Source organism: Marinimicrobium koreense, from assembly GCF_003762925.1.
GTDB classification, from domain to species: Bacteria; Pseudomonadota; Gammaproteobacteria; order Pseudomonadales; family Cellvibrionaceae; genus Marinimicrobium; species Marinimicrobium koreense.
In genome coordinates this window covers 352,251-375,582 of the sequence record NZ_RJUK01000001.1, presented here as the reverse complement: position 1 = coordinate 375,582, position 23,332 = coordinate 352,251, and the positions used below count along the sequence as shown (strand labels likewise).

Here is a 23,332-nt window from a genome sequence, read left to right as displayed (position 1 = left end):
AGTATTTATTACTTGGCTTGCATCAGCGCCAGGGTGTTATCCAACATGCGGTTGGAGAAGCCCCACTCGTTATCGTACCAGGACATGACTTTAACCCAGCGACCGTTGAAAACCTTGGTCTGCAGAGAGTCGTAGTTGGAAGAGGCCGGGTTGTGGTTGAAGTCGATGGACACCAGCGGCTCATCGCAATACTCCAGTACACCCGCCATTTCGCCTTCGGCGGCTTCCTTCATGGCGGCATTCACTTCCTCGACGGTCACGTCTTTGGAAACCAGCACGTTCAGGTCAACCAGAGAGACGTTGATGGTCGGTACACGAACCGCCATACCGTCGATCTTGCCCTTCAGTTCCGGCAGTACCAGCGCTACCGCGCGAGCGGCACCGGTTTTGGTCGGGATCATGGACTGAGTGGCCGAACGGGCGCGATAAACGTCGGTGTGATACACGTCGCTCAGGTTCTGATCGTTGGTGTAGGCGTGAATGGTGGTCATGGAGCCCTGCTCGATACCGAACTTGTCGTTCAGTACCTTGGCAACCGGCGCCAGGCAGTTGGTGGTGCAGGAGGCGTTGGAGATGATCTGGTCGGTCGCTTTCAGGGTCTTGTGGTTGACGCCGTAAACAGCGGTCGCGTCCACATCAGTACCCGGTGCGGAAATGATCACTTTCTTCGCGCCGGCTTCCAGGTGGGCACTGGCTTTTTCTTTGCTGGTGAAGATACCGGTGCACTCATACACCACGTCCACACCAAGCTCGCCCCAAGGCAACTTGCTCGGGTCACGCTCAGAGGTAATGCGGATTGCATCACCATTTACAATCATGTTCTCACCGTCGACAGATACTTCGCCGGGGAATTTGCCGTGGACCGAATCGTACTTGGTCAGGTGAGCGTTCAGGCTGACGTCGCCCAGGTCGTTGATACCGACCACCTGAATGCGGTCGCGATAGTTGGATTCGTACAGCGCACGCAGCACGTTGCGGCCGATGCGGCCGTAGCCGTTGATTGCTACTTTAATGGTCATTACACATCTCCTGGTTACAATTCGGACAATCTAAAAGAGAAATTACAAACGCATTCAGGCGTGATCAGCGTGCCAGTTGGGCCGCTTCACGAGCCAGTTTTTCAATCTCGTCCCAACGCTTCTCGGCGATGAGCTCTTTGGGAGCCATCCAGGTACCCCCTACGCAGGCCACGTTGGGCAGGCTCAGGTACTCGGGCGCCTTGGCGAGGTTGATGCCACCGGTCGGGCAGAAAGTGATTTGCGGCAAGGGTCCGCCAATGGATTTGACCATGGACACACCGCCGGCGGATTCCGCCGGGAAAAACTTCATGTGGGTAAAGCCGTGCGCCAACAGGTTCATGGCTTCACTGGGTGTGGCAATACCGGGCAGCAGAGGGACATCGCTGGCCTTGGCGGCTTCGATCAGCTCCGCCGTGGTGCCGGGGCTTACCAGGAACGTGGAGCCGGCTTCGACGGCCTTTTTCAGGTCATCCGGAGTGACGATGGTGCCCGCGCCAATCACGGCATCTTCCGGCAACGCATCGACCATGGCGCGAATCGCATCGAGCGCCACCGGGGTACGCAAGGTGATTTCGAGTACCTTCAGGCCGCCGTTGTACAGTGCCTGAGCCAGCGGTACCGCATCTTCCAGGCGTTCCACGACCATCACGGGAATGACCGGAGCCACCTGAACAATTTTATCGATACTTAATGCCACTATGCTTTCCTCTTGATTCGGTAACTGGGTTGATTCAATACGAGCGGTCCCGGGCGCGACGCCTCAGGGAGCCCAATACAGTGTCACTGGCACTTTGTTCTGACGCAGAACGGCACGAATCGGCATATCGCCCACCGGACCTTCACCTTGCGCGGCGCGCAGGGCCTGCAATTTTTCGTCGCCAGTGATCAGCAGAACCAGACGACAGGAATTGACGATACCCGCCAGGCTCAGGGTCATGCGTTCAGTGTACTCACCGGTCACTTCACTCTGGTGCGCGGTAATCGCCGAACACAGTGAATCGGTGGTCAGCGCTTCCTCAAGCCCTTCGGCGTTGGGGAACAGGGACGCGGTATGACCGTCCGGCCCCATACCCAGAATGGTGAGATCGAACGGCTGGGCCAGCTTCTGATAGGCCTGCTCGCAGGCGGCGAGGCCTTCGGCGGCAGTTTCCGCCGAGTTCTTCATGCCCAGAAACGGCGCCTGACCGGCAGCGTGTTGCAGAAGATTTTTCTGCACAAACGTCTCGTTGCTTTTGGCGTGGCCCGGCTCGACCCAACGCTCATCTACCAAGGCCACCTGGATCCGTTTCCAGTCCAGAGCGATCTGGCTCAGTCGCTGATACAGGGGCGCCGGAGAGCTGCCACCGGACACCAGGAAACTGGCCTGATCACGCTCCTTCAGCGCCTCGTCCAGTACCGCCACGCAATCTTCCTGCAACGCCGCCAACAGGGCTTCGCGGCTGTCAAAAATCTTTTCGTCCAACATCAGTCCTGATCCTCCGTCAGCAGCTCATCCATGTTGAACCAACTGCGACCATCGCCGGACAGCAGCTCTTCAGACGCCTCCGGACCCCAGGAACCAGCCGGGTATGCCATGGGCTTGTTTTCCGGGCGCTGCCAGGCTTCGATAATCGGGTCCACCCAGCCCCAGGCCGCGTCGACTTCCGCGCGGTGAATGAACAGGCTCGGGTCACCGGCGGCGGCATCCAGCATCAGGCGCTTGTAGGCGTCACTGACAAAGTGCTTGTACTTCTCGGCCAGGTTCAGGTTCAACACCACCGGCGTCAGCTCGGTTTCGTGCTTTTCCAGGTTCTTGGACATCAGCACCATCTGGATGCTTTCTTCCGGTTGCAGACGGATCACCAGACGGTTCGGCGTTACTCCGCCGGCCGACTCGGGATACACCTCGTGGGAGACGTCTTTGTACTGAATGACGATTTCAGCAAAACGCTCTTTCAGTCGCTTACCAGTGCGCAGATAGAACGGCACTTTCGACCAGCGCCAGTTATCGATGTGCGCGCGAATGGCAACAAAGGTCTCGGTATTGCTGTCTTTGCCCAGCTCGTCCAGGTAACCGGGTACCGCTTTGCCATCCATCTCGCCCGCCGCGTATTGGCCGCGCACGGTATGCCACTTGACCGCATCACCCTGGAGTGCCCGCAGGGACTCCAGCACCTTGATCTTCTCGGAGCGGATGCTGTCGGCGGTCAGCTTGTTGGGCGACTCCATGGCCACCAGGCAGAGCAACTGCAGCAGGTGGTTCTGGACCATATCGCGCATGGCACCGGCGTCGTCGTAGAAGCTCGCGCGCCCTTCCAGGCCCACGGTTTCGCACAGGCTGATCTGCACATGGTCAATGGTTTTGGCATCCCACAGATGCTCGAAGATGCCATTGGCGAAACGCAGTGTCAGAAGGTTCTGAACCGCTTCCTTACCGAGGTAGTGATCGATCCGGTAAATGGACTTCTCGTCGAAGTATTCACCAATTTCAGTATTGATCGCATCGGCCGACGCGGCGTCGTAACCCAGCGGCTTCTCCACCACCACGCGAGTGGTCGGGCTGATCAGATCGCTTTCGGAAATGTGCTTACAGCAGACACCGAACACGCTCGGAGGCGTCGACAGGTAGAAAACGCGATTGTCGTTTCCAGACTTGAGGATTTCCGCCATTTTGTCCCAGTGCTCATCCCGGGAAGAGATGTCGAGGAACAGCGGGTGGATCATTTTCGCGAAACGATCCCAGGTTTCAGCCACAAACTCGCCTTTGCGCAGGTGCTGTTCGGCGGCAGCGCGAACCTTATCCTGGTACTCGGCCACGGCTTCCTGACGACGGCAGGTACCGAAAATGCGAGTGCCCTCAGGCAACTCGTCATTGCAATAGGCGCGATACAGGCCCGGGATCAGTTTGCGCAGCGCCAGGTCACCGGCACCACCAAAAATCACAAAATCAAATGCTTTCAGCATGGACTAAAACCTTGTGTTCTGTATTTGCGGTTATACATTGAGCCCGGCACGATCACCGGGCTCGAACGCTCTCACTACCAACGGAAGACGGTGGCTCCCTCTTCGGCCAGGCCGACTTCGGCACGCAGGGGGGCAAACAGCTCGCGGCCCATGCCATAGTGGCTGTTGGATATGTCGGTCTGCTCCGGCTGACGGCTGGCCAGTTCCTCTTCGGAAACCAGCAGCTCCAGCTTGCCTGCATCGGCATCCAGCTCAATCATGTCGCCATCGCGCACCAGCGAGATGGGGCCGCCATCGAGCGCCTCGGGGGTCAGGTGGATGGCCGCGGGGATTTTACCAGAGGCACCGGACATCCTGCCATCGGTGACCAGCGCGACCTTGAAGCCGCGGTCCTGGAGCACGCCCAGCGGCGGAGTCAGCTTGTGCAACTCCGGCATACCATTGGCTTTCGGGCCCTGGAAACGCACCACGGCAACGAAATCCCGGTCCAGCTCGCCAGCCTTGAACGCCGCCTGGAGGTCTTCCTGACGGTAGAACACCCGTGCAGGCGCCTTGACCTTACGATTCTCGGGCTTGACTGCGGACACTTTGATGACACAGCGGCCCAGGTTGCCCTTGAGCAGCGCCATGCCGCCGGTTTTGCTGAAGGCACTACCGGCCGGGCGCAGGACGTCCTCGTCCAGACTCTTCTCCGGCGCATCGCGCCATTCGATCTTGTCGCCTTCCAGGAACGGCTCCTTGGCGAAGTGGGACATACCCTTACCCATGATGGTGGTCACATCCTCGTGCATCAGCCCTTCGCTGAGCAGGCTGCGGATCAGGAAGCCCATGCCCCCCACTGCCTGGAAGCGGTTCACATCCGCCAGACCGTTGGGGTAGACACGGCACATCAGTGGGATGATTTCGGACAGGTCGGCCATATCCTGCCAATCGATGATCACGCCGGCAGCCCGGGCGATGGCGGTCAGGTGGATCGTGTGGTTGGTCGAACCACCGGTGGCGAGCAGGCCGATGATGCCGTTGACCACGGCTTTCTCGTCGATCACATCGGCAATCGGCGTGTACTGATCGCCACTCTGGGTCAGTTTCACCAGCTGGTTGGTCGCCTCGGTGGTCAGCGCATCGCGCATCCCGGTGCCCGGGTTCACAAAGGAGCTGCCCGGCAACTGCATACCCATCATTTCCATCAGCATCTGGTTGCTGTTGGCGGTGCCATAGAAGGTACAGGTACCGGGGCTGTGATAGGAATCCATTTCCGCCTTGAGCAGCTCTTTACGGCCCACTTTACCCTCGGCAAACAGCTGGCGGACTTTCACTTTTTCCGAATTGGGCAGACCGGAAGGCATCGGCCCCGCCGGCACAAAAACGGTAGGCAGATGGCCGAACGACAGCGAGCCGATCATCAGGCCGGGCACGATCTTGTCGCAGATACCCAGGCAGTGCACGGCATCAAACATGTCGTGGGACAGGGAGACAGCGGTGGACATGGCGATCACGTCGCGACTGAACAGCGACAGATCCATACCATCCCGCCCCTGGGTAACCCCGTCACACATGGCGGGCACACCACCGGCGACCTGGGCGGTCACACCGTTGGCGAGAGCGGCCGTTTTGATTTTCTCGGGGTAATCAACGTAGGGCTGGTGCGCCGACAGCATGTCGTTGTAGGCGGTCACGATCCCGATATTGGGCGCGCCGGTATCCATCAGCTGCTGTTTCTCTTTCTCGGAAGAGGCAGCAAATCCGTGAGCCAGGTTGCCACAGGACAGGCGCTGGCGGGAGGGGCCATCATTGCGCATCGCATTGACGCGCTCAACGTAGGCCGCCCGGGTATCTCGGCTTCGGTCGATGATCCGCTGGGTAATATCGGAGAGTCTTTTGTGAGTCATTTCAGCACCATTGATTACTTTACATCCAGCCAGACGCCCTCGCCCGCCACCCGCGGGAGCGATTTATCGGGTCGGACGGCCTGCCCCGGGCGCTGTCACCCCGCTTGCGGGTGGGCTGATCCGGCGTTGGGGGCCGGACAGCACCAGGGGGACGGCACCATGGTCAGTCCGCCAAGAGCCAGTCCGCCAAGCCTCGTCTGACTTGCTATATTCACGGTCAAATGCTCCTCAGGGCTCATCCGATACATTGCCGGACAATACTCCCGAGGCTCTCTCACACGTCTCCGTGCAGCGGTTATAAATGATTTTGCCGCCAGAGACCCAGGGTCGCTGGCGGCCGTACTGTTTCCGCTGTTACTTTGCTTGTTTGTAGTAGTTTATCAGACTGCGGGTCGAGGCATCATGTTTGTCGCTCACCTCGGCGCCGTCTGCCAGTTCCGGCTGGATACCGGCGGCCAGCACCTTACCCAGCTCCACACCCCACTGATCGAAGGAGTGAATCTGCCAGATGATGCCCTGGGTGAAGATCTTGTGCTCGTACAGTGCAATCAGGGCGCCCAGAGAGCGCGGCGTCACCTTGTCCATCAACAGGGTGTTGGTCGGGCGATTGCCACGGTGCACCTTGTGGGCCACGATTTCTTCAATCCGCGCCTCATCCATACCCTTGGCCTTGAGGTCCGCACGCACCTGATCGGCGTCGATGCCCTTCATCAGCGCCTCGGTTTGCGCGAACATATTGGCCATCAGCGCATCGTGATGCCCTTCCACTTCAATGGTGGGCTTCACCGAGCCAATAAAGTCGGCGGGGATGATGTCGGTTCCCTGGTGCAGGAACTGATAGAAGGCGTGCTGGCCGTTAATGCCCACCTCGCCCCAGATCAGCGGCACGCTGCCGTAGGTCAGGGTCTCACCTTCCCAGTTGACCGACTTGCCGTTGCTTTCCATTTCGGCCTGTTGCATGTAGGCCGGGAAGCGGTGCAGGCACTGGTCATAGGGCAGCAGGGCATGGGAGGGATAGCCCAGGAAGTTGCGGTTCCAGATACCTACCAGGGCCAGCATGACCGGGGCGTTTTCCGCCAGGGGCGCTTCGCAGAAGTGGCGATCCATTTCATAGGCGCCCTGCAGCAACTCCTCAAAGGCATCAAAGCCCTGTTGCAGCGCGATGGGCAGCCCGATGGTGGACCAGAGCGAGAAACGGCCGCCGACCCAGTCCCACATTTCAAAGATGTTTTTCTCCGCTACACCGAATTCCACGGCCTTCTTCACATTGGACGATACGGCCACGAAATGCTGGCTGGTCGTGGACTCGGAGCCGCCACCTTTCAGGAACCAGGCCCGGGCGGTGTTCGCGTTGGTGATGGTTTCCAACGTGGTAAAAGTCTTGGAAGCCACGATAAACAGGGTGGTTTCGGGATTGACCCGCTCCAGCACCTGGGCAATCTGGAAGCCGTCCACGTTCGAGACGTAGTGGGTGCGCAGCGTATCGTCGCTGTAGGCGCTCAGCGCTTCGGTAACCATCAGCGGCCCGAGGTTGGAACCACCAATGCCGATGCTGACAATATCGGTGATCGACTTGCCGGAAAAACCTTTCCACTCGCCGGAGCGCACGCTGGTGACCAGCTCGCGCATGTGATTCAGCTCGCGCTCGACCTGAGGGCGAACATCCTTGCCGTCCACCATGATCGGCTTGCCCGACTTGTCCCGCAGCGCCACGTGCATGACCGCACGATCTTCGGTCCGGTTGATGTGCTCACCGCCGAACATGCGATCGCGCCAATCCGCCACCTTGGACTCTTCCGCCAATGTCAGCAGCCCCTTACGGGTCTCTTCGGTGATCAGATTCTTGGAATAATCAAACAGGATGTGGGGAGCGCGAATGGAGAAGTTGTCGAACCGGGACTGATCCTCGGCAAACAGAGATTTGAGCTCCCGCTGACGCAGGGTATCGGCATGCTGTGCCAGGGATTGCCAACTCGGTAACTGGGTAGGACTTGCCATGTATCGACCTCATTTTTCCGCAGAGCGGGTCACTTGTGTTGGAAGCAATTGTGGTTTTTTGGCGGCGTCCGGTGCATCAGGTCGCCTGCCCGCCCAACCGCCGCTTCGGTTGACCGACGCGAAAGACTGCGTAGGTATTTAGCGATGACACCGCCGCTGCGCCGGGTGTCAAAGGTGCCGATTGAGCGCTGCAAAGCACCGCCGCCTCTGGCCTGGCGAGAAATTGAGCGTGCTTCAAAAAGGCAGGCATAATAAGCACTTAGGGTGAAAAAGTCAATTTGAGCGGCTTTCCAGCGCTGGTCTCACAGGGTAAGCTGGCTTATTTGTCGAGGCCGAGTTTGCGCCATGTCCCCATCCGCTGACGTTCACTCCACCCCGCCGCTGGGAATCATTGAAGGTTTCTTCGGCCGCACCTGGTCCTGGGCGGCCCGGACCGACATGGTCCACTTCCTGGCCCGACAGGGTTACAATTTTTACCTCTATGCCCCGAAAGCGGACCCCCACCTGCGCCGCCACTGGCAGACACCCTGGCCGGAAGACGAATGGCGGGCCCTGTGCGCGCTACGCGACACCTGCCGGGCGCAGGGTATCCGCTTTGGAGTAGGACTCAGCCCCCTGGAGCTCTACCGGGAGCCCCGGCCGCAGAGCCGGAAGGCCCTGACACGGAAACTCCAGGCGCTGAACCGCCTCGAACCGGACCTGATGGGACTGTTGTTCGACGATATGCGCGGCGACCTGCCCGAGCTGGCTGAACGCCAGGTATCCCTGGCCCATGTCGCGGCCGAGGCCAGCAGCGCCGAGCACCTGATCCTCTGCCCGACCTATTACAGCTTTGACCCCGTTCTGGAGAAGGTTTTCGGAACGCGTCCGGCCGGCTACTGGGAGCATCTCGGGCAGAACCTCGATCCGTCGATCGACCTGTTCTGGACCGGGCAGGAAGTCTGCTCCCGGACCTACCCCGATGACCACCTCACCCAAGTCAGCCAATACCTGCAGCGACGCCCCTTTCTCTGGGATAATTACCCGGTCAATGACAGTGCGAGCCTGAGCCCCTATTTGCGCCTGGACGCCTACCCCGCCAGCCATGCCAGACTGAGCGGACAGGTCGCGGGCCACGCGGTAAACCCGATGAACCAGGCCTACCTGTCGCAGATTCCGCTACACTCCCTGCCGGAAGCCTACCGGGCAGGCGGCGACTACCGGCCGGAGGCGGCGTTCATGAGCGCGACCCGGGCCTGCACCCCGCCCGAGCTGGCCAGACACCTGATCGCCGACCGGGCACTGCTGCAGGAACGAGGGCTGAATGCGCTCACCGACGCCGAGCGACGCGGCCTGGAAGACCGCTATCAACCCTTCGCCGAGGCGGGACAACCTCACGCCCGGGAATTACTGGACTGGCTCAACGGCGGCTATGCGTTTGACCCGGCGTGCCTGACCGATTGACTGGCCAGGACCCATTAACCCACAAGACACACTGACCACAGCAGAGTGTTAAACTATAAATAGTCAAAACGACTAATTATGGGCGGCGATCCCGCCCATCACGATGTATCGCAAACACAGGAGCGACTATGCAGACGAGAAAACTCGGCAACAGCGAACTGGTATTGAGCGAAGTGGGCCTGGGCTGCTGGCAGCTCGGTGGCGACTTCGGCCCGATCACCGCCGACACCGTCGAAGCCATCCTTCAGACCGCTCTGGACGAAGGCATCACCTTCTTTGATACCGCCGATGTGTACGGCGGTGGTGCCAGCGAAACCTACCTGGGCCAACACCTGGCCAACCGCAACCCCAAGCCGGTCATTGCCACCAAATACGGCCGCGGCGACGGCGCCTACCCCGACGGCTACTCCCTGACCCACATGCAGGACTCGGTCAAGCGCGCCCAGGACCGACTGAAGACCGACACCCTGGACCTGCTGCAACTGCACTGTGTGCCCACCGAAGTCATGCGCCACGGCGAAATCTTCGACTGGCTGCGCCGACTGCAGCAGGACGGTCAGATCCGCTATTTCGGTGCCAGCGTGGAAACCGTTGAAGAGGGGCTGATCTGTGCCGAGCACGATGACCTGACCTCACTGCAGGTCATCTTCAACATCTTCCGCCAGAAACTGCTCGACGAACTGCTGCCCCGGGCCGAAGACAAGGGCATCGGCATTATCGTTCGCTTGCCCCTGGCTAGCGGCATGCTCAGCGGCAAGTTCACCGAGAACACCCAGTTCGACAAAACCGACCACCGGAACTTCAACCGCGATGGCGACGCCTTCAATGTGGGCGAGACCTTTGCGGGCATTCCCTTTGAAACCGGCGTCAAACTGGTGCGCGAACTGGAAGGCATGGTACCCGAGGGTTACACCATGGCGCAGATGGCCATGCGCTGGATTCTGGACCAGCCCGCGGTCACCAGCATCATCCCCGGTGCCAGCTCGGCTCAGCAGGTGCGGGAAAACGCCAAAGTCAGTGCGCTCAAGCCCCTGGAAGACGGGTTGCATGAAGACCTGTATCGGTTCTATCAGGACCAGGTACAGCAGCACATTCGCGGCGCCTACTGATCGCACCATTCCGCCATCGGGCCCGGCCAGCGCCGGGCCCGATGGTCTCAAGACAGCTGATTTTTAACGGCTTTTCTGCTAGCGTGAGCGCCTTTCCACTCCACTCACGTAACTTCTGAAGGGCCCGCATGTCCAGTTCCAATCCCTCCAGTTCCAACCTCTCCAGCCCGCTCAGCGCCGAACAGATTCTGGAGATCGACCGTCAGCACGTCTGGCATCCCTACTCCTCGTTTCTGAACCCCACTCCTGTGTTCCCTGTGCAACGGGCCGAGGGCGTATACCTGCACCTGTCCGACGGCCGAAAGCTGGTGGACGGCATGTCCTCCTGGTGGTGTCAGCTTCACGGCTACAACCACCCGCGCCTGAATCAGGCCATTCAGGAACAGCTGGAGCAGATGGCGCACGTGATGTTCGGCGGCCTGACCCACGAGCCCGGCGTCACCCTGGCCAAACGACTGGTGGAGTTGACCCCGGAAGGCCTGAACAAAGTGTTCCTGGCCGACTCCGGCTCGGTTTCGGTGGAGGTGTCGCTGAAAATGGCCATGCAGTTCTGGCAGTCCCAGGGACGACCGGACAAGCACCGTTTTCTGGCTCTGCGGCGCGGTTACCACGGCGACACCTTCGGCGCCATGTCGGTGTGTGACCCGGTGACCGGCATGCACCAGCTATTCAGTCACACCCTGGCACAACAACTGTTTGCCCCCCAGCCAGAGTGCGGCATCGATGAACCCTGGGACGAGCGCCATATTGCGGACTTTGAAGCCCTGCTGGTGACGCACAAAGACGAGCTCGCGGCGGTCATTCTCGAGCCCATCGTGCAGGGCGCGGGCGGCATGCGGTTTTATTCCCCCGACTACCTGCGCCGGGTGCGCGAACTGTGTGATGAACACGATGTGCTTTTGATTGCCGATGAAATCGCCACCGGCTTTGGTCGCACCGGCAAGCTGTTCGCCTGCGAACACGCCAGCATCAGCCCCGACATTCTGTGTCTGGGCAAGGGGCTCACCGGCGGTTACATGACCCTGGCCGCCACGCTGTGTAACGATAAAGTCAGCGATGGCATCTGCCAGGGCGAAGCCGGGGTGTTTATGCACGGGCCCACTTTCATGGGCAATCCGCTGGCCTGTTCGGTGGCCAATGCCAGCATTGACTTGTTGCTGGACAGCGACTGGCAGGGACAGGTTGGGCGTATTGAAGCTCAGTTGAAAGAGGAGCTGGGGGCGTGTCGGGATTTGCCGGCGGTGGCCGATGTGAGGGTGTTGGGTGCGATTGGTGTGGTGGAGTTGCACGAGCCGGTGGATATGGCGAAGGTGCAGCCGCGGTTTGTGGAAGAAGGGATTTGGGTACGGCCCTTCGGCAAGTTGGTGTACATCATGCCGCCGTTTGTGAGCACGCCAGAGGAGTTGCGGCAGTTGACCAAAGGAATTTATAACGTAGTGGCGGAGTTGAATTAAGCTTGGGTAACGGCGGATGCGCTTCGCTTATCCGCCCTACGCATATCTATACCGCTGCGCTCGGCCGTAGGGCGGATAAGGCCGAAGGCCGCATCCGCCGTAATAATCACCGAATGGGACGAATACCCACTGCTTCGCGGAGTTTACCGATAAACTCGCGGCTTTCTTTGCGGGCTTTTTCGGCGCCGGCCTGCAACACCTCTTCGATGTGGGTCGGGTTGGCCAACAAGGCTTCGTAACGCTCCCGCGCTTCACCCAACTGACCATTCACCAATTCAAACAACTGCTTCTTGGCTTCGCCCCAGGCGATACCCTCGGCGAATGCGGTGCGCATTTCATCGGTCTGCTCCGGGGTGGCGAAGGCCTGCCAGATCTGGAATACGGTGGAATCATCCGGGTCCTTGGGATCGCCGGGTTCCAACAGGTTGGTTTTGATTTTGTTGATGTGCTTTTTGAGTTTTTTCTCGGGCAGGAACAACGGAATGGTGTTGTTGTAGCTCTTGCTCATCTTGCGACCATCCAGGCCCTGCAACACCGCCACATGGTCGTCCACTTTGGCTTCGGGCAACACGAAGTGATCACCGTAATGGTGATTGAAGCGCGCGGCGATATCGCGGGCCATTTCCACATGCTGGATCTGGTCCTTGCCTACCGGCACTTCATTGGCGTTGAACATCAGGATGTCGGCGGCCATCAGCACCGGATAGCTGTACAGGCCCATGGTGACACCGAAGTCCGGATCCTCCCCCGCTTCCATATTGGCGGCGACGGCCGCTTTGTAGGCGTGGGCGCGGTTCATCAGGCCTTTGGCGGCCATGCAGGTCAGCAACCAGCAGAGTTCGGGAATTTCCGGGATATCCGACTGGCGATAGAACACCGCTTTGTCGGTGTTCAGACCCAGTGCCAGCCAGGTGGCCGCGATCTCGCGGGTGGACTGATGCACCTGCTCCGGGTCCTGACATTTGATCAGCGCGTGGTAATCCGCCAGAAAATAGAAGGATTGGGCATCGTCCCGTTCACTGGAGCGAATGGCCGGGCGAATGGCGCCGACGTAGTTGCCCAGATGAGGCGTGCCTGTGGTGGTGATACCGGTTAGAACCCGCTGTTTACTCATGATCGTTATCGTATCGCTGTTCAGTGGTGGGAACGAAAGGCCGCTATGATACAGGCTGAAACACCGGTTTTGCACCCGACACTCAGATTTTTGAAGTCCGCGACAGCCCAATCAGCTCATCCCGATAGACCGGATGCCAGCGCCGCTCATGCAGAAAATCGATATCAGGTACAGCAAGCCATTCGCCCTGGGCCCGCGCCCGACACCAACTCAGCAACCGTTCCGCAAACGCCTGGGCCTCAAACTCGGGATTTTCCAGATCGCTCAGGTAACGGTATTCGGGCGCAAACCACTCCGGGTAGGCTTCGCGATCCGGCACCAGGGGGCGACAGCCCGCCGCCACCGCCTCCAGTACCGACAGGCCCTGAAAGTCATGCAACGCCGTGGACAGCACCACATGGCTCTCGGCCAGCAGGCGGCCGTAGGCTTCCCGACTCTCCACATAACCCCAGCCCCCCCCGGCGCCGTGAGCGTCCAGCAGGGACTTCAGGGCCTCAAAAGCCGGCGGTTGCTGGCGGAACTGCTGCCCAACCACGTGCACGCGAATCGGCGGCTCGCCGGCTTTTCCCTCCGGACACAGTTCGAAAAAACGGCGCAGACCATTGAGCAGCCGATCCGGCGCTTTGTCGTATTCCCAGCGGTGGTTCCAGATCAGGGTCAGAGGGCCGTCCTCTGGCGCCCGGTCCGGCACAAAACAGTCGTGCTCGATCGGGATGGGCATCACCCGACTGCGGGCATGCAGCTGCGCCAGAACGGTATCCGGCACCCGGTCCGGCAACCGCGATAGCAGGTCCGCCACCCCGGCGAGAAAAGTCCGCCGGTTGTAATCGGAATTGAACGCCACCTGATCGGCGCACAGAGCCGTGTACAGGTTGATCAGTTGAGGTTCGACATTGGCCCGCTGTTGCTTGCGCTGTGGGTAGGCAAACTGATTCTCGTGAAAGTAAACCAGGGTGGGAATGCGCGCGACTTCGGGCACCAATCCGCGCAGAGCCGACAGGTCCACCATCGAGGTGGCAATCAGGAGATCGTAGGGTTCACGCAGGCGGTTCGCCTGCTCAAACGCCCAGAGAAAGCCACTGCCCCTCATGCGCCACTTGAAATGACGCGGGGGCAGGCTCAACTGTGTCCACTGCCAATCCGGGTACCGGGCGGCCAGTTGCTCCCGCCATCGACGATGACTGGGGGCATCGTATCCGGACAGAAGCAGGACGCGCATCAGTTGAGCGGCTGACCGTGGAGCTGTGCCGCATCCGTCAGCAGGTAGACCTCAAGACCGGCCTGGGCCAGCAACTGCACGGCGACATCGCTACGTCGCCCGGCATCATCGGAAACAACATAAGCGGTGGACTTGTCGAGTTCGTCCAGAGCACCGCGCAACTGCCCGAGCGGGACATTGCGACTGCCCTCGAGCTTACCGAAACGCCGCTCCACCACCAGACGGACATCGAGAACGACAAACTCGCCCAAAGAGGCGGAGCGCTCGCCCCACTCCGACGCCGGGATTGTTTTGACCACCGGCTCCTGCAACAGGGTTTTGAAGTCCGCTTTTTCCAGGCGCATCAGCCGCCCGGCGGTCAGCATGTCGACATTGGCATTGCGGGTCGTATCACCGACCAGCGCTTCCTCACCAAAATAGGAACCCGCGCCCAATTCCGCCAACACCCGACCGGCCTTGTCGGTTACCGAAGCGCGCCCGGACTCGAGCACATAAAAATAATCACCGGGCTCCCCTTCGCGCACGATTGATTCGCCTTTTTCGACGTCGATTTCTTCGAAGCGGACAAACAGTTGCTGAATATGGCCCGGCGGTACGCGAGTAAAGAGCGGCGACTCCAGCAGGTAGGACATCCAGTCATGATCATCCGCCCCGCTACTGTCACCCTCGGGGTGATCGCCGCTCTGACTCCAGGCCATCACCAGATCCAGAAAGTCGCGCTCCAGAACAATCAGCTCGACGTCCGTTTTGGCGACCGCCGACACTTGCGTGGGCGAATGATCCGCCAAAGGAAAGCTGGCATTGTCCGATCCCGCCTCCAGGCTGCTGCTCTGAAACTGGGCATCGATCAGGTCGACCCGGCCGGATACCAGATAGTGCTGCACATCCAGGGTTTTGCCCCGTTTAAAGATCAGTGTGCCGCGGGGTATCTCTACCCACTCGGCCTTTTCCAGCACCTTGTCCAGGTACTCATCAGACAGGCGATCGAAAGGGGAAAAAACCCGTAAAGTGTCCCGTTGGAGACTCATAGAACGTTTCTACCGTGCAATCAAAACAAACGGGGAATGTTGATCCCCAGCGTATAGGCAGTCTCGTCCAGTTGAGTATCACGGGCCAAGCCCAGGTCCAGTGTCCAGCGGGTGCTGCCGACATTCATGCGCGCGCCGCCGGCAATGATCGGATCCTGACGGCGATCATTGTCATACATCTCCAGAATCCAGATCGGTCCGGTCACCGGTTTGAACGTCGCCGCCACGCCCCAGGTGGCGTAGGTGTCATCCAGTGGCCGATCGTGCTCCACCCCACCGTTGAGGTGCAGCGTGAGGCTGTCCATGGGCTGGAAGCTCAGGGGAATATTGAGATAGTAGGTGTCCATTTCGCTGGTCACCCGGTTGTAGCGAAATCCCGCACTGCCGGCCAGCGCCGGGCCACTGCGCGAAGCCCACAACACCCGCTTGTAATCGAGCCCGATGGTGGCCAGCTCGTCATTGGACAGGTTGTACTCCAGTGGCACGGTCCACTCGCTGGCGCCGGTAATATTGCACATCGGTGCCACCGTTGCGCGGGTGGTCGGATCGATCCGCGTGATCCAGGTATCCAGGGCACAGGTTTGTGGTGGCGTTGTGGCCGCGTCATCAACCAGAAAGTGGCCACCATTGGCGCCTGCCTTGACGGCCATCAGTATCGAAGCCGCCGCGAGCATCAGTGGCAAGGCCGCTCGCCCCAGCGTTGAACGATAGAAACTCCCGGACATAAACCCTCCAGTTGGTGTCATGATTGCCCCGGCGGATGCGGGTAGCGATAGAATTCGTTGAGGATCTGATGAAGATAGGCCGCATCGTCCCGCCCCGCCAGCTCGCGAATGGAGTGCATGGCAAAGGTGGGCACACCCACGTCCAGGGTTTTGACGCCCACTTCAGCAGAGGTGATCGGCCCAATGGTGCTGCCGCACTCCATGTCGGTCCGGGAGACAAAGGTCTGCACCGGCACGTCCGCCCGCTCGGCAAGGTCACGAAACAGGGCGCTGCCCTCACTGGTGGTGGCATATCGCTGGTTGGCGTTGACCTTGATCACCGGCCCCCGGTTCAGGCGCGGGCCGTGATTGTCGTCATGGCGATCGGCAAAGTTCGGGTGCACGCCATGAGCGTTGTCCGCGGAAATCATCAGGGAGGCATCCAGCACCCGCATACGGGTTTCCGTCTCGGGCACCAGACGCTCCAGAAACTGTTGCAACATGGGCCCCTTGGCACCACAGGCGGACGCACTGCCCACTTCTTCGTGATCGTTGCACACCAACAGCGTGCTGTGCCGGTCATCGGCCTGCAGCAGGCTCTGCAGACCCACATAGCAGCTCAACAGGTTATCCAGCCGGGCACTGGCGAGAAAATCCTGGGCCAGGCCGATCAATGCCGGTGGCTGGGTGTCGTACAGACTGATTTCAAAGTCCAGCACCTCATCCACCGTCAGCGACGGTTGTTCAGCCAATAACTGGGCCTTGAGCCGCTCGCGAAAGGACGGCTGATCCACGCCATCTATTTCACTGAGCAGGAGCGGCGGCAATTCTTTCTGCGGGTTGATGCTGCGCTGGCGGTTGGCTTCCCGGTCCAGATGAATGGCCAGGCTGGGCACCACCGCGACCGGCAATTTGAAATCCACCAGACCGCTGCGGATTCGGCCCTCACCATCGCGATAGCTGACGCGCCCCGCCATGGACAGGTCCCGGTCAAACCAGGGGGCCAACAGCGCACCACCGTACACTTCCACGCCAAGCTGAGCATACCCCTGGCTGGACAGGTCCGGCTGCGGTTTCACTTTCAGGCAGGGGCTGTCGGTGTGGGCACCGACCATCCGGATACCGTCGGTCTCCATGGGTTCGCGCCCGTAGATGAAACCAATCACGGAGGAGCCATTGCGCATGACCCAGTACTTGCCACCGGGTTTGAGACTCCAGCGCTCACCCTCGACAAGGGGCTGGAAGCCGGCCAGGGTCAACTGGGCCGCAATATTCTCCGCCGCGTGAAACGGCGTGGGGGATGCCTGCAGAAACTCCAGCAGGCCCCGATTGAATGCGTGGGACGAATGATCAACCATAGATGAATTCTAACCGAGTGAATCGAGACAACAGCGTGCTCGACGCTGACATGTTTACGAGGGTATCAAAGCGCCACCCAAATGAGCGCCGCCCCCAAGAGCAACCGGTACACGACGAACGGCATCATGCCAATTTGCCGAATATAGTGCATGAAATAGTGGATGCACACAAACGCGCTGACCCCGGCAATGGCCGCACCACCCACCAGTTCCCCCCAGGGTGCCGGCTCGCTCTGCAGCCACAACTGTAAGGCCTTATAGCCACCGCTGAGCGCAATCACCGGCACCGATAACAGAAACGAGAAGCGGGCCGCATCCGTTCGCGTCAGCCCCAGAAAAAGCGCCGCAGTTATGGTGATGCCGGAGCGGGAGGTGCCCGGAATCAGGGCCAGTGCCTGGGCAAGGCCGATGATCAAGGCGGTTTTCCAGGTAATATCGAAGACGGTTTTGGCACGCCCGCCATGCCAGTCCGCCCAACCCAGCGCCAGGCCGAATACAATCGTGGTAATCGCCACCACCCACACCGAGCGCAGATGGGTTTCGATCGCGCCATCAAACACCAGTCCGGCAAGCGCCGCCGGCACCGTTGCCAAAATCAGATACCAGGCGAGCTGGCTGTCTTCGGTGCTGTCGCGACGGGCAAACACCTGCCCCAACCAATCCCGTGCCATGGCGCCCAAGCTGTGGCGAAAATACAGTACGACGGCGCTGAGCGTTCCGACGTGTACCGCGACATCAAAGGCCAGCCCCTGATCCGGCCAACCCAGCAACTCCGACGGCAGCAGCAGGTGCCCCGAACTGGATATGGGCAGAAATTCGGTAATGCCCTGGATCAGGGCCAGAAAAACAATCTGCAACAGGTCCATAGCGCTTTCCGTGACAATGATGAGGCTCAGGAACGAATCCGCTCGCGTTTCTTCCAACTGATTTCATCGCGCAGGTAAACGGGCCGGGCCTGCTCGGCCGACACCGCCTGCCCCTGCGCCAGCGCAAATGCACCCAACGGCAGCAAATCGCGGGCGTCCGGATGCACGTCCATATCCACCGCCGATGGCGCCAGCTTTTCCAGTGCCGGGTAGTGCCAACCCGGCCCCACGCCATAAAAACCCGCCTCCCCGGTGTGCCCGGCGGCAAGCTCGACGACCTGCTCCGGGGGGGAGACGGCTTCATCGGTCAGGGTTTCAACACCGCCGCCACCGGATTGGGGTTTGACCAAAGTCCAATACACTTCCTGCATTCTCGCATCCAGCGCAACCAGCAACGGCGTGGAGGCGCTGGCCAGGTCAGGATGCCGCCGATAATAACCGACCGCCATGGCTTTGAGCGTGGACACGCCCACGACGGGCAAATTCCGCGAAAACGCCAACCCTTGAACCACCCCCAAACAGATTCGGAGGCCGGTAAATGAACCCGGACCGCGACCGAACACCAGCGCATCCAGGTCGGCCAATGCCAACCCGGCCTCCGAGAGCACCTCGTCCACCATGGGCAGCAAACGCTGGGTGTGGCTCTTGGCGGCCAGCTCAAATCGGGAAATGATCCGCTCTCCGTCCTGCAGCGCGACGGAGCAAGCATCGGTTGAGGTATCGAGGGCAAGAAATCGGGTCATAGTATCACGTGGGTCCAGAGAGAAGACGCCGCATTCTGCCAGATTTCACCCCGCCGTGCATCGATCTACCTCACGTAAGCCTCCACAACGAAAAAAACCCGGCTCCCGGCCCATTTCGGCCGGGAGTTCCGGGTTTTTACCAAAGGCGACCCCGTACAGGGCTTCGCCTGGCCTAAGCGACCGCCCGGCCCGTACTGGACGAGTGAGCGGCGCCGACTCGCGTCTTACTTCTTACGCGGACGACCGGCACGCTTGGCGGTCGCCTTGCGAGCCCGGGTTTTCGCCGGTGCGGTGGTGGTCCGCTTGGCGGTAGCCCGCTTTTTGGTGGCCTTCTTCTTGGTTTTCGTCTTGGCTTTGGCGGCGGCTTTACGCTCGACCTGCGCCATTTTCACCTTGGCCTTCTTCTCGGCGGCTTTGGCTTTGGCAGCGGCTTTTTTGCGTGCGGCCTTCACCTTGCGCTCATCCGCCTTCTCGCGGGACTTTCTCCAGCGCTGCTCGAAGGAAGCCTTGGCTTTTTCGAGATCGGTTTCGGCACGCTTGGCCAGATTTTCGCGCAGCTCGGTAATCTTGGCTTCAGCCGCTTCGGCTGCGGCTTTTGCGGTTGCCATCGCCTTGGCTTTGGCAAGCTCTACGCGCGCTTCCGCGACCTTGGCTCGAGCGGCCTTGGCCTTTTCATTGGCCTTGCTGACCGCTGCGGTGGCAGATTTTGCCGAACGCTTGTCAACCGCGCGCTTGGAAGTAGCGGCTTTCGACTTTGCCGCCGTCGCTTTCTTGCGAGCGGCCTCTACTTTCTTCGCGTGATCAGCAACATCTTTCTGCAGCTTTTCGATTTTCGCTTCCACTTTTGCCACGGCCGCGTCAACGGTTTTGGTGGTTGAAGTGGTGCGTTTTGCGGTGGCGCGTTTGGCAGTTGCCTTACGCTTTTTTGCTACTCTGGCCATAAACGTTTCTCCTCAACTTCGTATCGTTGTTTGCACATCAGTTGAATCATAAACCGAGCACAGTCTATGTGCGTCCAGTCTGCACACAAATACTATGTAAAAATTAGCCACATTGCGAGTTTTTAGCAAATTATTTGATGATTTTTCGGCTTTTTTTTAATTTTTATCACGTTTTTGGTAAAACTGAACCGTTTCAGGTGTTGCCGGAATGCAACGCGGGTAATTCTTCATTGCTCTAAAACGCATCAGGGCCCGCAAGCGGGCCCTGATGCAATCGCAAAAACGGAGACGTGATTCTTCGCTTATTGCAGCACCGATTCCAGCTGCGCGCGAATATCCGCAATGCTGCCGACACCTTCAATGCGAGTGTACTGAGGCGCGTCCGGGTTTCCGGATTTTTCCAGATCGCGGTAAAAGTTGACCAGCGGTTTGGTTTGCTCATGATACACTGACAGACGCTTACGCACGGTATCTTCCCGATCGTCTTCGCGCTGAATCAGGGGCTCGCCGGTAATATCATCCACCCCTTCTTCTTTGGGCGGTTGATGGTTGATGTGATAGACCCGACCAGAGGGCTCATGCACACGACGACCGGCCAGACGGGAAACAATTTCTTCATCATCCACATCGATTTCAATCACGTGGTCGATTTTGATCCCTTCATCCAGCAGCGCTTGCGCCTGGGGGATGGTGCGGGGGAAACCATCGAACAGAAAGCCCTTGGCGCAATCCGGGGCCTTGATGCGTTCTTTTACCAGGGCGATGATCAGGTCGTCCGGCACCAGACCGCCCGCCGACATGATGTCTTTTGCCTGCAAACCCAACGGTGTGCCTGCCTTGACGGCCGCTCGCAACATATCACCGGTGGAGATCTGGGGAATACCGAACTTATCCATGATCAACTGAGCCTGGGTACCTTTACCGGCTCCCGGGGCACCGAGCAGGATTACTTTCATGGGTTGCTCCTCTAAAGCAGTACGGATTGGCGGACTGATGGCCAATGAAAAACCGCATACGATACACGCACGGCCCCGGGAGCACAATATAAGCCCCGTTTGGCGACAATCAGCCCCCGGAAACCCTTGATTTGTCGACTTTCACCCACACTCCTTATATAGAGGAGCCGTTACCGGCAGGTTCCGTAGCGGAACCGACATCGGGTGGCCACTTTTCCCTATCGGGAGTTAGCTGGCCACAAAAAGCTGCTCTATACTGAATTTGAGGGGGTCCGGTCGACCGCCCACACTGACCAGCAATGAGGTTTTATCGATGAAAGTCAGCGAACTCATGAGTCATTGGGAAAAAAATGCCCGCGGCGAACTGACCAAGCAGGCCTACGCCGTGCACCTGCCGGTGGAAGATGCGGCACGCATCCAAGCACTGTGCGAGATGTACCCGAAAAAAACCCCGGAGAGCCTGATCACTGACCTGCTCTCCGCCGCCTTGAGCGAGCTGGAATCCGGCATGCCCTATATAAAAGGTGGGACCGTTGTGGCGGAGGATGAACTGGGCGATCCGATCTACAACGACTCCGGCCCAACGCCCCGGTTTCTGTCTTTGAGCCAGAAGCACCTCCAGAAACTCAAGGGAGAGCCAGCCTGAAACAGGCTGGCGACACCGGAAAAATCGTCCGCGGTAGACTATGCTTAGGTCTTGTGACACCTGCCAACAGCAGAGGATAAGACTATGGGACTGTTCAACCGACACGAGCAGGACAATGCACCGGAAGACGAAGACCTGGACCTACCCACCCGAGACGACTTCCACGCGCCTCTGGTGGATGAGCCCAAAGCCCGCAACGCAACCCGATACAGCATTGACGACGCCATGGCGCTGATGCGCCAATTGCCCGACGATCCGGATGACCGGCTGATGGAGGTCATCTGTAAAACCCTGGAATCCGCGCGTATCCGCACCGACGATGTGCTCCAGGATGCTAATCAGAAAGAGCAGCGGATTCGCCGTGAGCATCAGGGAATCGAGCAGGATATTGCGGCCCTCCAGAAGCAGATTGATGATAAGCAGGTGCAACTGGCGGAGCTCAGCACCTCACTGGAGGAGCTGACCCGTATAAAGGCACGTTTTGAGCAGGTCCGGGCCCCTCAGACACAGGCGCCGCCCGCACCAGCAGAAGCGCCCCTGACGGATTCCGAACCCTTGAGCGACAGCCTGGAAACGACCGAGCCGGCCACGCCCATTGCGGCCGGGCGCCGGGGGCGTGGCAGCCTCTCTTCCTGATCCGGAGACGCCCCAAAACCTTTGTCAAATCAGGCTTTTGCTCACCTCGGGCAGAGGCCTGATCTCAAGTGCCAACCGCCCGCCGTCCGCCCCCTGTTTGATCATACTCGCCCTAATTGATTGCCGCGTCCGCGCCCCCTACAATAGGTAGTGAGAGAAATTCATAATCAGGATAAAAACTATGTCTGTATCAACCTCCTCCGATTCCATTGATCTGGATGACTACGACCGAAAAATTCTGCGCGCCCTCCAGGGCAGCGCCGACTACTCCATGGCCGATCTGGGCAACCTGATTGGTTTGTCGCATACGCCCTGCTGGCGCCGCCTCAAACGGCTGGAAGCCGAAGGCATCATCCGGGGGAAAGTGACTCTGCTGGACCCGAAAAAGGTGGGAATGCATGTGGTGGTGCACAGCGCCGTGCGCCTGACCAGCCATCAGAGTGAAGCCCTGGAGGAGTTTGAAGCGGGGATACAGGCCGTCCCCGAGGTACTGGAATGCTATGCCAGCACCGGGGACAGCGACTATTTATTGAAGGTGGTGGTCAACAGCATCGAGCATTACGAGCAGTTGCTGAATGAAAAGCTGCGCCCCCTGCCCCATGTTGCCTCGATTCGCTCGAACTTCGCGCTCAAGCAGGTGAAATACACCACCGAGCTGCCACTGTAGTCAGGCCGGAAAAGAGGCAGGGACGCCTCAGGCATCCATTTCAGCGAACTGCTCCGCTTCCTGGTAAATGATTTCCGACACCACTTCATCCTGGTGCTTGGTCGCACAGTCCACCGTGATATCGGCATAACGCTGGTACAGGGCCCGGCGCTCCTCAAACAGGTCGGCCAGGGTCTGTCCCGGCGCACAGGCGATGCCCCGGGTGGAAAAGTTGTGCACCCGCCGTTCGAGCTCCTCCAAGGGAACGTCCAGGAACACAATCCGGCCCGCCTTTTTCAGGTGCTGCATACCGGGGTCGCTGTAAACCACGCTGCCGCCGGTGGCGATCACATGGTTGAGATACTGCGACTCCAATAACACCTGCTCTTCCACCTTGCGCAGGTACTCGTAGCCGTGATCGTAAATGATGTCCTGAAGCGCCTTACCCTCTTGGGTCTGGATGAGAATGTCGGTATCCACAAAGGCCTTGACCAACTCCTTCGCCAGCAGCAGCCCCACGGTGCTTTTACCCGCGCCGGGCATACCGACCAGTATCAGACTGTTGCCAATCGGCTCGCTCACGGAAGTCTCCTCGTATCACGCCTGGCCCGAAAACTCGG

General features: G+C 59.6%; 22 protein-coding genes. 6 read left to right on the top strand and 16 right to left on the bottom strand.

The window, feature by feature from the left end; translation table 11 throughout:
- Positions 1-8: 8 nt before the first annotated feature.
- The 6 genes from gap to pgi all read right to left on the bottom strand — a co-directional run bounded on the left by gap (position 9) and on the right by pgi (position 7,849).
- Positions 9-1,019, bottom strand: a complete 1,011-nt coding sequence (gene gap / locus EDC38_RS01620; protein ID WP_123637047.1) for a type I glyceraldehyde-3-phosphate dehydrogenase — start codon at positions 1,017-1,019, stop codon at positions 9-11.
- A 64-nt stretch (positions 1,020-1,083) separates the two neighbouring features.
- Positions 1,084-1,716, bottom strand: coding sequence for a bifunctional 4-hydroxy-2-oxoglutarate aldolase/2-dehydro-3-deoxy-phosphogluconate aldolase (locus tag EDC38_RS01615; protein WP_024459775.1), 633 nt, complete (start codon positions 1,714-1,716; stop codon positions 1,084-1,086).
- A gap of 63 nt (positions 1,717-1,779) precedes the next feature.
- Positions 1,780-2,484, bottom strand: a complete 705-nt coding sequence (gene pgl / locus EDC38_RS01610; RefSeq protein WP_123637046.1) for a 6-phosphogluconolactonase — start codon at positions 2,482-2,484, stop codon at positions 1,780-1,782.
- Complete coding sequence (zwf, locus tag EDC38_RS01605; RefSeq protein WP_123637045.1) at positions 2,484-3,962, bottom strand: glucose-6-phosphate dehydrogenase; 1,479 nt, start codon at positions 3,960-3,962, stop codon at positions 2,484-2,486. Before zwf ends, pgl begins: the two co-directional genes overlap by 1 nt.
- 74 nt (positions 3,963-4,036) lie before the next feature.
- Positions 4,037-5,851 (bottom strand): phosphogluconate dehydratase, encoded by a 1,815-nt coding sequence (gene edd / locus EDC38_RS01600; protein ID WP_123637044.1) that lies wholly within the window; start codon positions 5,849-5,851, stop codon positions 4,037-4,039.
- A 354-nt stretch (positions 5,852-6,205) separates the two neighbouring features.
- Positions 6,206-7,849, bottom strand: coding sequence for a glucose-6-phosphate isomerase (gene pgi / locus EDC38_RS01595; RefSeq protein WP_123637043.1), 1,644 nt, complete (start codon positions 7,847-7,849; stop codon positions 6,206-6,208).
- 345 nt (positions 7,850-8,194) lie between these two features.
- On the opposite strand from pgi, the gene EDC38_RS01590 reads away from it, so the two are divergent.
- The 3 genes from EDC38_RS01590 to bioA all read left to right on the top strand — a co-directional run bounded on the left by EDC38_RS01590 (position 8,195) and on the right by bioA (position 11,855).
- Positions 8,195-9,292 (top strand): beta-N-acetylglucosaminidase domain-containing protein, encoded by a 1,098-nt coding sequence (locus EDC38_RS01590; protein ID WP_123637042.1) that lies wholly within the window; start codon positions 8,195-8,197, stop codon positions 9,290-9,292.
- A 128-nt stretch (positions 9,293-9,420) separates the two neighbouring features.
- The gene (locus tag EDC38_RS01585; RefSeq protein ID WP_123637041.1) at positions 9,421-10,401 is read left to right on the top strand and encodes an aldo/keto reductase; all 981 of its coding nucleotides are present in this window, start codon (positions 9,421-9,423) and stop codon (positions 10,399-10,401) included.
- Between the two features lie 128 nt (positions 10,402-10,529).
- On the top strand, positions 10,530-11,855 hold the full coding sequence (gene bioA / locus EDC38_RS01580) for an adenosylmethionine--8-amino-7-oxononanoate transaminase (protein ID WP_123637040.1): 1,326 nt from the start codon (positions 10,530-10,532) through the stop codon (positions 11,853-11,855).
- A gap of 106 nt (positions 11,856-11,961) precedes the next feature.
- On the opposite strand, the gene EDC38_RS01575 is transcribed toward bioA, so the two are convergent.
- From EDC38_RS01575 to adk, 9 genes are all read right to left on the bottom strand, one after another.
- Positions 11,962-12,969 (bottom strand): tryptophan--tRNA ligase, encoded by a 1,008-nt coding sequence (locus tag EDC38_RS01575; protein WP_123637039.1) that lies wholly within the window; start codon positions 12,967-12,969, stop codon positions 11,962-11,964.
- Between the two features lie 82 nt (positions 12,970-13,051).
- Positions 13,052-14,188, bottom strand: coding sequence for a tRNA-queuosine alpha-mannosyltransferase domain-containing protein (locus tag EDC38_RS01570; protein ID WP_123637038.1), 1,137 nt, complete (start codon positions 14,186-14,188; stop codon positions 13,052-13,054).
- Positions 14,188-15,216 carry a cyclic nucleotide-binding domain-containing protein gene (locus EDC38_RS01565; RefSeq protein WP_123637037.1) on the bottom strand — a complete coding sequence of 343 codons (1,029 nt, stop codon included), beginning with the start codon at positions 15,214-15,216 and terminating at the stop codon, positions 14,188-14,190. The genes EDC38_RS01570 and EDC38_RS01565 overlap by 1 nt, the downstream gene beginning before the upstream one ends.
- Before the next feature lie 20 nt (positions 15,217-15,236).
- Positions 15,237-15,941, bottom strand: coding sequence for a hypothetical protein (locus EDC38_RS01560; RefSeq protein WP_123637036.1), 705 nt, complete (start codon positions 15,939-15,941; stop codon positions 15,237-15,239).
- A 17-nt stretch (positions 15,942-15,958) separates the two neighbouring features.
- Positions 15,959-17,278, bottom strand: coding sequence for a M18 family aminopeptidase (locus EDC38_RS01555; protein WP_123637035.1), 1,320 nt, complete (start codon positions 17,276-17,278; stop codon positions 15,959-15,961).
- A gap of 65 nt (positions 17,279-17,343) precedes the next feature.
- Positions 17,344-18,144 carry an undecaprenyl-diphosphate phosphatase gene (locus EDC38_RS01550; RefSeq protein ID WP_123637034.1) on the bottom strand — a complete coding sequence of 267 codons (801 nt, stop codon included), beginning with the start codon at positions 18,142-18,144 and terminating at the stop codon, positions 17,344-17,346.
- A 26-nt stretch (positions 18,145-18,170) separates the two neighbouring features.
- A complete protein-coding gene (tsaB, locus tag EDC38_RS01545) occupies positions 18,171-18,887 on the bottom strand; it encodes a tRNA (adenosine(37)-N6)-threonylcarbamoyltransferase complex dimerization subunit type 1 TsaB (protein WP_123637033.1) in 717 nt (238 codons plus the stop codon).
- Between the two features lie 224 nt (positions 18,888-19,111).
- Positions 19,112-19,828 (bottom strand): hypothetical protein, encoded by a 717-nt coding sequence (locus tag EDC38_RS01540; protein ID WP_123637032.1) that lies wholly within the window; start codon positions 19,826-19,828, stop codon positions 19,112-19,114.
- A 302-nt stretch (positions 19,829-20,130) separates the two neighbouring features.
- Positions 20,131-20,784 carry an adenylate kinase gene (gene adk, locus EDC38_RS01535; RefSeq protein ID WP_123637031.1) on the bottom strand — a complete coding sequence of 218 codons (654 nt, stop codon included), beginning with the start codon at positions 20,782-20,784 and terminating at the stop codon, positions 20,131-20,133.
- A 313-nt stretch (positions 20,785-21,097) separates the two neighbouring features.
- Here adk and EDC38_RS01530 point away from each other — a divergent pair, with 313 nt between their 5' ends.
- The 3 genes from EDC38_RS01530 to EDC38_RS01520 all read left to right on the top strand — a co-directional run bounded on the left by EDC38_RS01530 (position 21,098) and on the right by EDC38_RS01520 (position 22,733).
- Positions 21,098-21,430, top strand: coding sequence for a pilin assembly protein (locus EDC38_RS01530; protein WP_123637030.1), 333 nt, complete (start codon positions 21,098-21,100; stop codon positions 21,428-21,430).
- Between the two features lie 84 nt (positions 21,431-21,514).
- Positions 21,515-22,066, top strand: coding sequence for a hypothetical protein (locus tag EDC38_RS01525; protein ID WP_123637029.1), 552 nt, complete (start codon positions 21,515-21,517; stop codon positions 22,064-22,066).
- 181 nt (positions 22,067-22,247) lie between these two features.
- Entirely contained in the window at positions 22,248-22,733 is a 486-nt protein-coding gene (locus EDC38_RS01520) for an Lrp/AsnC family transcriptional regulator (RefSeq protein WP_123637028.1), read from the top strand.
- Between the two features lie 27 nt (positions 22,734-22,760).
- On the opposite strand, the gene EDC38_RS01515 is transcribed toward EDC38_RS01520, so the two are convergent.
- Entirely contained in the window at positions 22,761-23,255 is a 495-nt protein-coding gene (locus EDC38_RS01515; RefSeq protein WP_051174294.1) for a shikimate kinase, read from the bottom strand.
- Between the last annotated feature and the right edge of the window lie 77 nt (positions 23,256-23,332).